11 protein-coding genes are annotated in these 14,195 nt (G+C 42.8%); 6 read left to right on the top strand and 5 right to left on the bottom strand.

The annotated features are described in order from the left end of the window. Window positions 1–231: 231 nt before the first annotated feature. The 3 genes from FLAVO9R_RS16800 to FLAVO9R_RS16790 all read right to left on the bottom strand — a co-directional run bounded on the left by FLAVO9R_RS16800 (window position 232) and on the right by FLAVO9R_RS16790 (window position 4,163). The gene (locus FLAVO9R_RS16800; RefSeq protein ID WP_159533193.1) at window positions 232–1,392 is read right to left on the bottom strand and encodes a GGDEF domain-containing protein; all 1,161 of its coding nucleotides are present in this window, start codon (window positions 1,390–1,392) and stop codon (window positions 232–234) included. Window positions 1,393–1,549: 157 nt separating this feature from the next. After that, window positions 1,550–3,409, bottom strand: a complete 1,860-nt coding sequence (locus FLAVO9R_RS16795; protein ID WP_159533191.1) for a monovalent cation:proton antiporter-2 (CPA2) family protein — start codon at window positions 3,407–3,409, stop codon at window positions 1,550–1,552. A 175-nt stretch (window positions 3,410–3,584) separates the two neighbouring features. Further along, window positions 3,585–4,163: a porin family protein gene (locus tag FLAVO9R_RS16790; protein WP_126872617.1), complete on the bottom strand. Its 579-nt coding sequence runs from the start codon at window positions 4,161–4,163 to the stop codon at window positions 3,585–3,587. A gap of 498 nt (window positions 4,164–4,661) precedes the next feature. Here FLAVO9R_RS16790 and katG point away from each other — a divergent pair, with 498 nt between their 5' ends. Next, entirely contained in the window at window positions 4,662–6,962 is a 2,301-nt protein-coding gene (gene katG / locus FLAVO9R_RS16785) for a catalase/peroxidase HPI (protein WP_159533189.1), read from the top strand. A 373-nt stretch (window positions 6,963–7,335) separates the two neighbouring features. Continuing rightward, complete coding sequence (locus FLAVO9R_RS16780; protein WP_159533187.1) at window positions 7,336–7,821, top strand: hypothetical protein; 486 nt, start codon at window positions 7,336–7,338, stop codon at window positions 7,819–7,821. Here FLAVO9R_RS16780 and FLAVO9R_RS16775 read toward each other — a convergent pair. Further along, the gene (locus FLAVO9R_RS16775) at window positions 7,818–9,143 is read right to left on the bottom strand and encodes a mechanosensitive ion channel family protein (RefSeq protein ID WP_159533185.1); all 1,326 of its coding nucleotides are present in this window, start codon (window positions 9,141–9,143) and stop codon (window positions 7,818–7,820) included. The two genes, FLAVO9R_RS16780 and FLAVO9R_RS16775, sit on opposite strands and share 4 nt — an antisense overlap. Before the next feature lie 438 nt (window positions 9,144–9,581). Continuing rightward, entirely contained in the window at window positions 9,582–10,313 is a 732-nt protein-coding gene (locus FLAVO9R_RS16770) for a FadR/GntR family transcriptional regulator (protein ID WP_159533183.1), read from the bottom strand. Window positions 10,314–10,770: 457 nt separating this feature from the next. On the opposite strand from FLAVO9R_RS16770, the gene FLAVO9R_RS16765 reads away from it, so the two are divergent. The 4 genes from FLAVO9R_RS16765 to FLAVO9R_RS16750 all read left to right on the top strand — a co-directional run bounded on the left by FLAVO9R_RS16765 (window position 10,771) and on the right by FLAVO9R_RS16750 (window position 14,156). Continuing rightward, window positions 10,771–11,700, top strand: a complete 930-nt coding sequence (locus tag FLAVO9R_RS16765) for a sugar kinase (RefSeq protein WP_159533181.1) — start codon at window positions 10,771–10,773, stop codon at window positions 11,698–11,700. 29 nt (window positions 11,701–11,729) lie between these two features. Next, entirely contained in the window at window positions 11,730–12,344 is a 615-nt protein-coding gene (eda, locus tag FLAVO9R_RS16760; RefSeq protein ID WP_159533179.1) for a bifunctional 4-hydroxy-2-oxoglutarate aldolase/2-dehydro-3-deoxy-phosphogluconate aldolase, read from the top strand. A gap of 196 nt (window positions 12,345–12,540) precedes the next feature. Next, the gene (locus FLAVO9R_RS16755; protein ID WP_159533177.1) at window positions 12,541–13,737 is read left to right on the top strand and encodes a hypothetical protein; all 1,197 of its coding nucleotides are present in this window, start codon (window positions 12,541–12,543) and stop codon (window positions 13,735–13,737) included. Continuing rightward, window positions 13,737–14,156, top strand: a complete 420-nt coding sequence (locus FLAVO9R_RS16750) for a hypothetical protein (RefSeq protein ID WP_159533175.1) — start codon at window positions 13,737–13,739, stop codon at window positions 14,154–14,156. Before FLAVO9R_RS16755 ends, FLAVO9R_RS16750 begins: the two co-directional genes overlap by 1 nt. Window positions 14,157–14,195 lie beyond the last annotated feature (39 nt).

Raw genomic sequence — 14,195 nt, 5'->3', positions numbered from 1 at the left:
AAATCGCTTCCGTGTAATAAAGTAAATATACAAGAGAAGTTGCAGGAAACGTTCCGGGTCAAAGTGGTTTTATGTTTGGACGCTAACTTATTAATAAATCTTGTTTTTAAGACGGTTTGAGTGAAGATTTTTCATTTAGTTGGAATCGGAGAATGTAACTTTTTCATAGGAGTAGGGTAATTGAGGCCTGAAGGGAAGTTGAAGGTAAAGCGCGATAATTCAGCGTAAAGCTTACAGCGAGGCCGTTTTAAGTGGTGACAGCATATAGACTAAACTAGTACCGTCCTGTCGTTTTATGCTGTCTTCATCGAACGGCTCACCTTGTTGCCACGAAAATACAATATCAGAGGAAGGCGCAATACCAATACTGGCAGTAAACATGGGCGCGCTGTCTAGTGTTTGAACATTTTTTGAAAATACTTGTTTTACCAATCTATCAGCAACCACATGAACCGAATCAATGGTGACGCCGCTTAGCATAATCGCAAACTTACTTTCGCTTATTTGCCCCGCTATATCATTTGAGCGGGTAAAATGAATAAGAGATTGACCCACTTGATAACTGGCGCTTTCACCGGCACTTGCGCCGTAGTTATCTACTACGTCTTGGTAGCCATCTATTTCAACTAACAAAATTACGTTTTCATGTTTGTCAGTTTGTTGAAGTTTCCTAATGGCTTGTTGAATAAAGTCGTCACGGGTTAGCACCACCGCGCCCGAGCTTCTAAGTGAACGAGTATAAAGTGATTGAGATGCTGGCTCTGTGCTACATCGCATCAGCGATAAAACGATTAATGCAGCGCTTATCACCATCAGCATAGAAGTGAGCTGGAACAGCAACGATAAGTCATCCATACCACCGGTAATAGAATTTACCACCGACACAGTGCCATGTAAGAAAAGCGAAAAAGAGGAGATAAGCAGCAAGCGGCGAAGTAAGGCGCGTTTATCCTCTTTTACTCTATTGTCGTTATATAGCACCCCCTCGCTTAAAAGCACAAGGGCGGCACAAAAAAACATGGCCACAGATTCGGCCAGCGCAGGCATTGTCCACAATGCACATATTCCACTTACCCCTATCCCTAGTACAGGAAGCGCATGGCGGTTAAGTTTGTAGTCTTTGTGCTTCTGAAGTGACTCCAACCCCAAAAATACCTGATGGAAACCCACAACAAATGTAATGAGTCCTAAAATGAAAAAAGAAGAGGGGAGTGAAAGTAGTGTATCGCTAAGACGAGAAATTAAGCTACAGCAAAGCAAACCACTGGCAACTGACCAGTAGCGAAATATTGTCTTTTTCTGATAAACCGTTTTTATCGTGAAGTAGCCGCAAAGTGCCGCACATATCGCGATAGAAACAATAATGCAGGTGGCTAGAAAAAAGTACAACACACAGCCCTTAAGATTAATTCGAGAGAGGATTATACCAAAGTATAAAAAGAGCAATAGGGTACTCATCCTAAGGCTGGTATCGTAAATTAGATAAAGTTATTAATTTTGATACTTTATTGTAGCTATTCTATCGTTGCAGTTTTGCCGATATTCAGTTTCATCCTTCTTTCGCCTCGCTAGCTTCATTAGGATCACGGGTACTGTCACAGGTATTAAACATATCCTTTGCTTCAGTATCTTGTGCTAATACTTGGGTGAGGTCATCCATCCGCTGTTTAATTGCTACACCATAAGATTGATCGTCGCCCCACAATTCGGCAAGTAAGTTCATTGATTCAACATCATGCTCTCTAAATAACCTTCCTGCGCGCTCAGCATCTACATCATCGTTCCCCAATAATTTTAACGATTCAACCGCAAGTACCAATGCAGAGTCGAAAGTTTCTCGGTTAAAGGTGCCGACTTTCATACGAATAAGTTCATAAGCATGGCGCCTGTCCCTGGCCCGTACCGCCAACTTCAAATTTGGATAGTGTTTACGAGCAATATCGATAATTTCGATTGTTTTGTGTGGATCATCAATGGCAATAACAAGCAGATCGGCAGAATTTGCCCCTGCCGCTTCTAATAATTCTTTTCTCGCTGCGTCGCCGTAGAAGACTTTATTGCCGAATCGTCTTAACAAGTCAATTTGACTAGGGCTGTGATCAAGTACACTTACTTCATAACCTTGGGCTTTCAATAGTCGCCCTATAACTTGTCCGAATCTGCCGTAGCCCGCAATAATCACATGCCGAGAAGCTTCTATTTCCTCTGGTTTATCAAATTCAGGTGCGGATGACTTTTGGAATTTTTGTGCGCGGTCGTAAATCATTAACAGCAACGGGGTAACGACCATGGAAAGCGCTACTACTAAGGTGACAATATTGGCTTCCTCAGAACTTAAAATACTTAACTCTCGCGATAGAGAAAGTAACACGAAAGCAAATTCCCCGCCTTGTGCTAAGGCTAAAGTGAACAATAGTCGTTGACGAGAATTAATCGAAAAGAGATGGGCTAAGCCATAAAGCACTAAACCTTTAATAGCCACAAGACCAACAACTAGCAGTAATATAAGTAAACTGTTCTCAGCTAATAATCCGAAATCAATGGATGCACCAACGGTAACGAAAAATAGCCCTAGTAGCAGCCCTTTGAAGGGCTCAATATCAGCTTCAAGTTCATGTCTGAATTCACTCTCTGCAAGCACCACGCCCGCCAAGAAGGTGCCTAATGCAGGAGAAAGGCCGACGGTCTGCATCAGTAGTGCTATTGCAATCACTAAGAATAGCGCGAAAACCGTGAATATTTCTCGCATATGGGTTTGGGAGATATACCTGAATATGGGGGTGGAAATGTATCTGCCCGCCAGAATAATGGTAACAATTACGGCAATAGAAATACCCACTTTGCCCATGGCAGACCAATCCGATACCAGTGAGTGGTTAGACCCATCAACAGCACTGGCGGGAAGGAATGAGAGTAGCGGCATAAGTGCCAATATAGGAATAACGGCGATATCTTGAAATAACAGTACCGAGAAACTATTTTGGCCGGCGTCTAATTTTAACCAGCCTTTTTCTTCCAGAGATTGGATAACAATAGCGGTTGAAGAGAGCGCTAGCATCAAGCCAATTGCTAATGCGCTTTGCCAAGCAAGCCCCAATCCATAATAGGTGATGGCAAAGATAGCCCCGGTCGAGAGCAACACTTGTAGTCCACCTAACCCCACGATTGAATGCCTTAACGTCCATAATCGGGAAGGTTGTAACTCCAGGCCAATAAGAAACAGCATCATCACTACCCCAAACTCAGCGAAGTGCATCACTTCGGTTTGGTCACCCACGAGCGATAAAACGAATGGACCAATTAAAATCCCGGCAATGAGATAGCCTAGCACTGAGCCCAAACCCAAGCGTTTAGCAATAGGTACAGCAATTAGCGCAGCACCAAGGTAGATAAGAGCAAGTGTTAGCATAAGGTCTACTGCCGTCTTTTCGTTTACAGGAATGATTTATGCTATCTCAAAAACATGTCGTTAGCTTGACATTCATTAACCTGTTTTGGAGGTAACTGTTTTTAGTAAGGGATGTAAATAAAAATGCGGCGCTGTAAAGCGCCGCATTTAGGGGTAACTCAATTAACTTTGGTATTTAGAATCGATATTCAACACCGATGCTTGCCTGCTTCAAATCTGTCTCAAAGTTAGTATCGTCGATATCATCTACGGCTTCTTCCGCATCTAGCTCGGCGTCATACACTGTGTATTCGGCGTTTACCAAAAAGTTTTTAGTGATGGCATAACTTAAACCTGCGCCAACGAAAAGACTTTCGTCGTCATAGTCGCTAGAAACACCGCCTAGGTTATATTCTGTTTCTGACCACAACTGTCCCGCCTTAGCGTACAGTGAAAAACGGTCTGTTATTGGAAGAATTCCTTTAATCGCCGCCGTGTACCCATCGGTATCCCCGCCAGCAATGTCGTTGCCATAGTCACCGAAGTCGATAAAACTACCTTCTACCGCAACCCACTCGTTGAACTTATAACCAACAAGTCCCTGCCATACATCTTTGTCGTCATCAAAATCGTCTTCACCTTCTACGCGAAGGTATCCGTAGTTACCGCCAACATAGAAACCACTTTCGTCGAGAGAGTAGTCGTTTGACTGAGCAAAACTACCGAATGATGTAAGTGCTGCAATACCTGCAAGTGCTGTAAGTGTGTTTTTCATAATGACATCCTCGTTTTAATTTCCAACGTTCCATTAGCTTCCAATAAGGAAGATCCACGTGAAGATGAAATGCTTCACGTTTGATAACACTGACTATTCAATCGGCGTGCCAGCGTAAAATTGTCTTAAACAAGGGAAATATTGGGAAAGAGTTTCACGGTCTTACTCAGTTTTATGTTCAGGTTGCGCAACTTTTAGCCGCCGGTTAAAAGTTGTACGGCATAACTTTCTTACGGTATGAAAAGAGTACATGACCCCTAAAGTGCGTAAACATACCTCAGAGCTCGATTGAGCCAACGTTTTTGAGTATCTGTTTTTGGACAAAATGCCTTAATCAGTATTTCCTATCGTAGTCATTCAATTTTTTAACTGTCTTTTAAGCGACCCTCTAACTATCTTACTTATGTGAATTAATTGTTAATCGCAAATTGCAATGGGTCGGCGAATTGCCGAACTCATGCATTTGCGGGTGTATACACATCTAAATGGGACAAAGACATGAAAATTACCAGGGTACGCAAAGCTACATTAGCGGGTTTGATTTCATTGGCGTTAGGAACGACACATACATTTGCTAACGATGAAATTAGCAAGCCAGCCGGCGCAAAAGGAACAGGCATGGTTCAGCCTTTTCAAGCAAGAACGAATAATTTTTGGTGGCCAGAACAATTAAACTTATCTCAACTTCGTGACCACGACAGTCGCTCAAATCCACTCGGTGACGATTTCGATTATGCAAAAGCATTCTCTTCACTCGATTTAGACCAAGTTAAAGCGGATGTGAATGAACTGCTGACTACTTCGCAAGATTGGTGGCCTGCTGATTATGGAAACTATGGTCCTTTCTTTATCCGACTTTCATGGCACAGTGCAGGTACATATCGTACGTTAGATGGTCGAGGCGGGGGCGATGGCGGTCAAATGCGTTTCGACCCGCTTAATAGCTGGCCTGATAATGCAAGCCTAGATAAAGCGCGCCGACTACTTTGGCCAATAAAGCAAAAGTACGGGAAAGCATTATCATGGGGTGATCTTATGATACTTGCCGGTACGGTAGGTATGGAAAACATGGGCTTTGATACCTATGGTTATGCGGGGGGGCGTACCGACGATTGGGAACCTGATATGGTTTATTGGGGGCCTGAAGTAGAAATGCTCGCTAGCGATCGGGAAGAAAAAGGCGGAGAGTTACAACGTCCATTAGGCGCGACTCACATGGGTTTAATTTACGTTAACCCAGAAGGCCCTAAAGGTGTACCTGATCCTTTGGGTTCAGCGAAGAACATTCGTACCGCGTTTAAGCGTATGGCCATGAATGATGAAGAAACAGTGGCGCTAATTGCTGGAGGGCATACTTTCGGTAAAATGCACGGCGCTCACAAGCCTGCGGACTGTTTAGAAGCAGAACCCGGTGGCGCAGGTGTGGAAGAACAAGGCCTTGGTTGGAAGAACAATTGTGGTAAAGGACATTCTGAAGATACAGTTACCAGTGGTTTAGAAGGTGCTTGGACACAACTTCCAACACGTTGGACTAGTTTATACCTACAAAACTTGCTTGGCTTTGAGTGGAAACAAACTCGCAGCCCTGCAGGCGCTATTCAATGGATACCGACTGATGAGTCGGCGCAAACTGCAGTGCCAGACGCTCATGTAGAAGGGAAGCGACATGCGCCGGTTATGACAACGGCCGATCTAGCGCTTAAGTACGACCCTGAATATCGCAAGATAGCAGAACGCTTCCTTGCTGATCCAAAAGAATATCAAACTGCCTTTGCCAAAGCCTGGTTCAAGCTCACCCATCGAGATATGGGCCCTAAAGCACGTTATCTTGGTAATGATATTCCTGAAGAAAATTTTGTATGGCAAGATCCGGTAACTCATGCTGATCACAAGCTCGTTAGTGATGGCGACGCGAAAAAGTTAAAAGCGACTATTTTAGAGTCGGGCCTTAGCGTACAACAGTTGGTTAAAACAGCCTGGGGCTCGGCGGCAAGTTTTCGAGCATCTGACTACCGAGGTGGTGCAAATGGCGCTCGTATTGCACTTGCACCACAAATGGATTGGTCAGTAAATGAACCTGAAACCGTTAAAGCCGTGATCGCTAAATTAAAAGAGATCCAAAAAGACTTTAATGGCAAAAAGTCATCAAGCCCTAAAATTTCGTTGGCTGACCTAATTGTATTAGCAGGTGGGGCGGCTATTGAAAAAGCGGCTGCCGATGCAGGCGTTGAGATTTCGGTGCCGTTCGTACCAGGGCGAGGTGATGCAACCCAAGCGCAAACTGATGTGAACTCGTTCTCTCTGTTAGAGCCTACGGCTGATGCATTCCGCAACTTTTATAATGCAGATGCAAGCTATCGTTCACCTGCAGAAATGTTGGTAGATAAAGCAGACCAACTAAACTTAACCGTGCCAGAAATGACAGTGTTAATTGGTGGTATGCGTTCATTAGGTGCGAACAATGGCAATAGCACCCATGGTGTTTTCACAAATAATGTGGGTACACTCAATAATGATTTCTTTACTACATTACTTGATATGAATGTGAAGTGGAGAAAAACAGACGACGCCGCTGTTTATGAGGGCATAAACCGTAAAACGGGTGAGGTACTCTACTCAGCTACACCTGTTGATTTAGTGTTTGGTTCAAATAGTGAATTGCGTGCGGTGTCTGAAGTTTACGCTTACGACAACGCGAAAACTAAATTTGTAGAGGATTTTGTAGATGCGTGGACAAAAGTGATGACCCTCGATCGCTTCGATTTACGTCATGACTTAAGCAGCCCATTAAATAAGTAATATTTAAGGCTAACTTACTGAATAAAAACGCGGGCATTGTTTAAGTGCCCGCGTTTTTTCTTGCTAAGAAATAAAAGGAAACACTAAAAGGCGTTAAAAAGATACCCAAGATTAACGCTGCACCTCTCGCCAACTTTCTATACACTGAATAGCTTAAATAAAAAACAATGCGCGCTTTAGCGGTGTCGTAAGTCACCTAATATTGATTGCATAGTTGTGGTTATGAAAAAATGACAGCCAAAAATGTGAAGACAGAGTAGTAAAGGTTGAGTAGTAACCTCAAAGTAATGACAAAATTCAGTGATTGAGAGCAACTGATGTACCCTAAAAACGCATAAACCATCAAGCATACCTAAGTATTTAACAAATAATCATGGCAACTATACAGCGACAGCTCGTTAACCTAGAAATACTGGCCGAGGATTTGGATTCACTTTCAAGTGAGCAATATGGAGGTGAGCAGCATATTAGGCTAATTGAAGAATATAAAGAAGCGCTTGAGCACTTATCAGTTAGTGCAAAACCAGAAACGGAAAGTGGCTTTAAAAAAAGGCTGGCTACGTCTACTTTGGCCCACGTTCTAGAAAGCAAGCAGATGATAGGCGTACATCTAAAACTCATTGGTTATGTGCTAACCTTTTGGGATGCAAATCAAAAGGCCAATCAAATTTTAGACAGTAACTTTGGTGAAAATGCCGATAAACGCTTAGAGTTACTTCAAGTAAAAGCCATAAGAGCCAAGTCTCAATTAAAAACGGTGGCTAATGCCATGGGGCAGGCCGATTATCAGAAGTTTATCGACCTGCTAAATTTACGCGATGCTCAATGGCAGTGGGATGTACTACTCTCTCGCTACTAGGGAGTGGTATTACGAATACCAATACCATTTTCGTTAACCACACGCACTTCACGTTGAGGGAAGGGGATTTCAATTTGGTGCTCTCGCAGGGTTTCGAATACGGTTAATAGAAGGTCACCGCCAACGCGATTTTTCCCGTCATCAACGCCATCCATCCAAAACTCAACAAACATATTAACGCCTGAGTCACCAAAACTGTCAATTTCGCAATCAGGCAGTTCTTCAAAGGGTATACCTTCCCCGCTAATGACCTGAGGGTGTTGAGCTACAGCCTCTTTTATAATCTCTACCATTGCTCGAATATCAGTTTTATAAGCGACTGAAAAGTCGATGCGGTAACGCTGTTTGGGATCTTTATGGGTCCAGTTTATTAATAATGAGCTAATAAACTTCTCGTTAGGCACGAGAATATCTTTACCATCGAAGGTTTCCAGTACTGCATAGCGCATTTTAAATTCGCGCACTATACCTTTTTGGCCGTCTTCAAGTTCTACGAAATCACCTACCGTTAGAGACCTATCAAGCAATATGATAATGCCTGATATAAAGTTAGAAGCGATAGATTGCAGCCCCAAACCTAACCCCACGCCCAGCGCACCACCGAATACCGCTAAGGCTGTTAGGTTTATTCCCATTACGTTTAGTAGTAGCAGGAATACAATGCAAAATAAGGCAACTTCAAAGAGCTTGGCGAACACTTCTTTGGTAGACACATCTAGCGTGGTGTGGCTGCGAATAATGTCTTTTCCAAGAGTATTAGATGCTCGACCTAACCAAAACAACAACCCGCCAAAGAGAAATACACGCGTTATTCCATAAGCTGAAATTTCGACATTTCCAATCGATAGTGACATCGATTCCAACGCACCGGTAACAATAGGTAATACGCCGATTAAATGTAAAAATAAAATAGGCAAACCTATCCATCGCATGAAACCTGCGAAAACGGGGTTGTCGATGAATCCTCTGATCAAGGAAGCAACAAATAGCATGACTGCCACTACAACAGCTATTTCAAGTACCCACGCGTCGAACTGAAACTGCTCTCCCAAAACAGTAGTCAGCTTCAGTATGCTGATGGTAATCACGGGAAACAGTGTTCCGCCAAGTTTGAATAGCATGTTGTGTAGTGTATGACTGCCGCTTTGTGGCGTTTCTCGTGTGAACTTAAAAGGCCTTCTAACCTGCCTTGCTAGAATGAAGGCAAGAGCGTATATCACCACAATAAGCATTACTTGAATAAGAAATGTCGAGGTATACACCGATGCTTGTATCAGGGTCCATTTTTCTTGAAGAAAGTCGAAAAACGTATTTAGGATCATTTGATTATAATTCGCAAAACCATGACGAGCAGAATACTCGAAATTATAGACTAAACAATAGCGCGCTTTTTAAACTGTATTTTGCATGCCGTAAAGCAAATCCGTACACCGAATGCGTATTTAAATAAAAGCAATCGAGTAGAAGAAGGTAACGGTATATTCATCTACTGCTTATTGGTAATGTTTATTGGTAATGCGCTTTCTTATTTGTGGTTGACAAAGTGGCGTGATGTTTATATATTTTTAGCTGAAGTTAACGGGTCTAATGCTGACGCGCTAATTTTCAGATACCCGTATTAGTAAAAACAGATTTACTCAAATACAAACTCATACAAGAAAAACAAAAATACTCTGAGTACCCTAGTAAGTAACAGGCTTCGAAAGAAGCCTGTTTTGTTTGTGATTTACGTAAAAACGGTTTTCACCAAGGCCGGTGCTTTATTTACTGAGATGAGAAATTGAATATAAGCCTCTAGTCTCATCTGTTTTCCGTTTAATCTCTTCTAACTCCTTTGCTTCACTTGCATCAAATAACGCATTTATAAGGCGATTAAAATGGCTATGCATTGCTTTACGTGCCGCTGCAGTATCTCTATTAGCGATTGCGTTGAAAATTTCTGTGTGCTCATTTATTCGTTGTTCTACACCTTGAGAGCAAACGTCGTTATAGGCCGCTACTATTTCGGGCGTTGATCGGCGAAGTTCCCATAGGTTTTCAACCGAAAGTTGCACCGCATGGTTATGTGTGGCTTGGGAAATAATATGGTGAAAGCGCTGGTCTGCCTCATCTGCAGTATCTGGGGCGGCCATATCTAATAAGGCCTTTTCAAGCGCAGAAACCTCGTCGTCGCTTATTGTGGATGCGGCAAGTGCAGCCGCTTCTCCTTCAATCAATGCTCTGGCTTGGGTCAGCTCAAAGGCACTAATAGGCTTTGCTGAGTGCTGGGCATTTTTTTGCGCGGTTACATAAACCCCAGACCCCGTTTTTACTTCCACTCGTTCGCGAACTTCCAGCGCGATTATCGCCTCGCGAATAGTAGGGCGGCTCACATTATAGGTCTCCGCAAGCTCTCGTTCAGCTGGCAGTCGACTCCCTGCTGGACATATACCTTGATCGATTAAGTCTTCGAGTTTTTCTACAATACTCCAGAAAAGCCGGCGAGATTTCATGATTTAACCTTATTTAAATATATTGGTAACGTCGCTGTTACACGGATTGTAGCCTGAAAGTGTGCCTATTCGCAAAGTGCAAGAAATATCCTGGTGCCAATCACGATTATATGCACGAATAAACCTCGAGTTATTTGCTCTTGGTAATAACAAATGCTTTCTATGGTAAAATAAATTGGTTGTATTTGGGCGCTCAATTGGTTAGATTGTGTTTTTCGTGTGACATTTCTTTTACACAAAGCGAAGATCGTAAATGGCTTATATGGCCATGGTTGGCGAGCAAATAGTGAAATCAGTATCGGTTCAGTGTAATTAGGCTAAATAGCGTTGATAATCCCATAAATGTGAGGATTAGGTAAGTGAAGTCTATCTGGTACCAACAAGATTTAGCTAGCCCTCGGATTGAACGGCTACTTCGTTGAGTAGACAGTGCATATTAAATTGGAGTCTGTGTAGCATGAGAGTTGGTTTTATTGGCGAATGTATGTCAGAGCTTAGAGAAGCTGAAAACGGCTTACTCTCTCAAGGATTCGCAGGTGACACTTATAATTCAGCTGTTTATATGAAACGTACGTTTCCCCAACATGACGTTTATTACATTAGTGCCGTTGGCAACGATGCGTTAAGTGATGAAATGGTCATGCATGCTGTAAATGAAGGGATAAATCCGCGATTTATAGGCAGGCATGCAGAGAAGCATCTAGGTCTCTACCGCATATATACAGATGATAGTGGTGAACGCTCATTCGTTTATTGGCGTTCGGATTCTGCAGCAAAAAGCATGATGCAAACCCTCGATAGCAACGATATTGCCGCAATGACCGCCTTCGACATGGTGTTGTTTAGTGGAATAAGCTTAGCGATAATAAACGAAGAAGATCTCTCAACGTATTTCTCTTTGTTAGCCCGGTTAAAATCGGCGGGTGTTAAGTTAGTCTTTGATATCAACCACCGCCCCTCGTTGTGGAAAAGTAAAGATGACGCTAAGCGTCTTTATGCAAAAGCTTATGAGTTAGCAGACATTATTCTTCCCGGTATTGAAGACTTCGATTTCTTGTATGGCATAGACACTATTGACGAGACACTGAAATTTTTAAGTGATTACACCTTCGATGAAGTGATTATAAAAAATGGAAGTGACGCTGTTACCGTTATTAATCAGCAGGGCGATATCTCTCAAGTTCCGCTTACGCCAGTTGAGAATGTCGTAGATACAACATCTGCAGGAGATGCCTTCAACGGCGTTTACCTTGGGGCAAGACTAGAAGATTCGTCGCAAAAAGAAGCAGTCGAGAAAGCATCCAAGAGTGCGGGGTTTGTTATCCAGCACAAAGGCGCCATTGTGGATGCCACCGCTTATAGCCTCTTTAGTCAAAATTTAACCTGATCCTTACGCAAAATTACACAGAGAAAATTATGAATTCTATATCTTCAATTATGGGAGAGCAGAAGCTTTTACCTATTATCCAAGTCAATAATGCAGACGACGGTGTAGATATCGCAAAAGCGATGTATGAAGCGAACTTGCGCACGGTAGAAGTCGTACTTCGTTCAGAAAAGTCAGCCGAAGCAATTACAGCGATAAAAGCTGCTCTACCTGAGATGATTGTAAGTGCGGGCACCATTATTGATGAAACATCATTGCAAATTGCTAAAGACGCAGGCGCTGATTTCATTGTGACGCCAGCTGTCACCGAGCGCTTACTCACTGCATTAACAGCCTGTGGTTTACCTGTGTTACCTGGCGTTTCCACTGTTGCTGATATTGTATTAGCAAGAGAGCATGGCTTTCGTGAAATGAAGTTGTTCCCTGCATCTCTATCTGGCGGCGCAGCGTTTTTAAAAGCGGTAGGCGGATTGTTTAAAGATACACGCTTTTGTCCAACCGGCGGTGTGTCAGAAAGTAACTATCAAGATTATTTATCCATGAGCAATATTTTTGCTGTGGGTGGAACTTGGGTAGCAAAGCCTGAGTGGGTTGAGGCGAAAAACTGGCAAGCCATCACACAAGCATGCCTAGACGTTAAATAGCAAAAGAAATCGTCTATTCTACAAATTACTGCCAGAGTGAGGGGATCACTTTTACTTCTGGTAGCTCATCGTGTTCCGTTCTAAATAATTATCTCTTAACTTACTGCCCAAACTGGCGAAAAGTGGATTTTAGATTAATAATCACTAGATGCTTGTGATAGTTAATTTCACACTTGTTTGCTTATAAGGTTTCCCTTTGGTTAGTCGGTTCACATTACTGTTTATAATCGAGAGTTTTATCTCCTTTGGAGCCACCGCCAAAACTTCAAATGATTTACAATTTTCTGGGTTTGCGCGATTGGTTGGCGGTTACTTATCTACCGATGAAGCTAAGTACGAGGGCTATAATAATTCGGTAAGCTTCTCTGAAAAATCCTTAGCAGCACTGCAAGCCGATTATATTATTAATGATTACTTTTCTCTGTCTGGACAATTATTATGGCATAGCGATGAGACGAGAAAATCGGGTGTGGAATGGCTGTATTTAACCTACCAACCTAACGCATCTTGGCAGTTTAACCTTGGGCAAATACGCACGCCTTTTTTGAAATATTCTGATGTGATAGACGTTGGTTTCGCTTATCCATGGTTAAATGCGCCGCAGCAACTTTACAGCAGCTACCTGTTTTCCCAGTACAAAGGCGTGAATGCGCGTTACCTAGGTTCATTTAATGAGGTCGCCTTTTCCTTAGAAGCTTACTGGGGGAACTACAGTGATGAAATACACTCCAGCGGAACGGCTTTTGATGTTACTGTCGATGGCATGTATGGTGGAGTAGTAGAAATAAGTTACCGAGGTTTTCAATTTCGAACTGCCACTATACACGCGAACGATACCGACACCGATTTAACCGAGTTGGATCCATTAATTCAAGGCTTACGCGCCGCAGGCTTTCCCGACACCGCAGATATCTTGGATATTGACGGTGGTGCCACCTCTTATCTGTTCGGTATCAGCTACGACTCGCTGAATTGGTTTGCTTCTGCTGAATGGATGTCGGTTAAATCAGACTTAGACATTCTAGGCGGTATCGACAGTTTTTATGTTACTTTTGGTTATTACTTCGATGAAGTGTTAGTACACGCCACCGTGGGCTCATCTCGCCAATCTTTAAACGATATTGAAAACCCGATCCCTGTTGGCATTGCACCGCAACTTGATGCGCTTCATTTCGCTGTGGAGGAAGTAAAAACGTACTTTCCAACGGATGACTTAGACTCATTAACGTTAGGGGCCCGGTGGGATTTTCGAAACGATTTAGCGTTAAAAGCTGAAGTGTCTTTTTTAAAAGGAAAAGAAGGAAAAACATCGTTTTTTGAATTAGATGTCATCGGTTCTGATTTTGACCGGCGAGCCACACTGTATCAGCTAGGCCTAGAGTGGGTGTTTTAATGTCGAAATTTGCCTTCGCTATATTCATCATCTCCTTTATTTTTTGTGCGGTTGCCCAAGAGCGCGAGCGAGTGGTAGTGGTTGCGCATTTAGCTGATCAACCTGTTTCCTTGAGTAAAGGGGAAATCCGCAATATCTTCATGGGGGGAGTATCGGAATCTAATCTTACTCCCGTAGAAATTGCGAGCGGCTCCCATATTCGGGTTGTCTTCAACACGTATGTTATAGGGCTACCTGAATCTAGAATTCAGTCTTACTGGGCACAGATGAAGTTCAGCGGTAGGAATAAGCCACCCACCAGTGTTGGTAATGTTGATGAGATGATAAGTTACTTAAATGAAAACGAAGCCAGCATAGGTTATTTACCTGAAGGCGTTGAGCTTCCAGATAGTCTTACTGTTATTTTTATAACAGATTAGTGTTAATCAGCCTCGTATCCAGTGGTTTTGTAGGCTGCA

This window comes from Alteromonas sp. 38 (assembly GCF_902506055.1).
Taxonomy (GTDB): Bacteria; Pseudomonadota; Gammaproteobacteria; order Enterobacterales; family Alteromonadaceae; genus Alteromonas; species Alteromonas lipotrueae.
The sequence above is the reverse complement of the archived record's forward strand: the minus strand, read 5'-3'. Positions and strand labels throughout refer to the sequence as shown.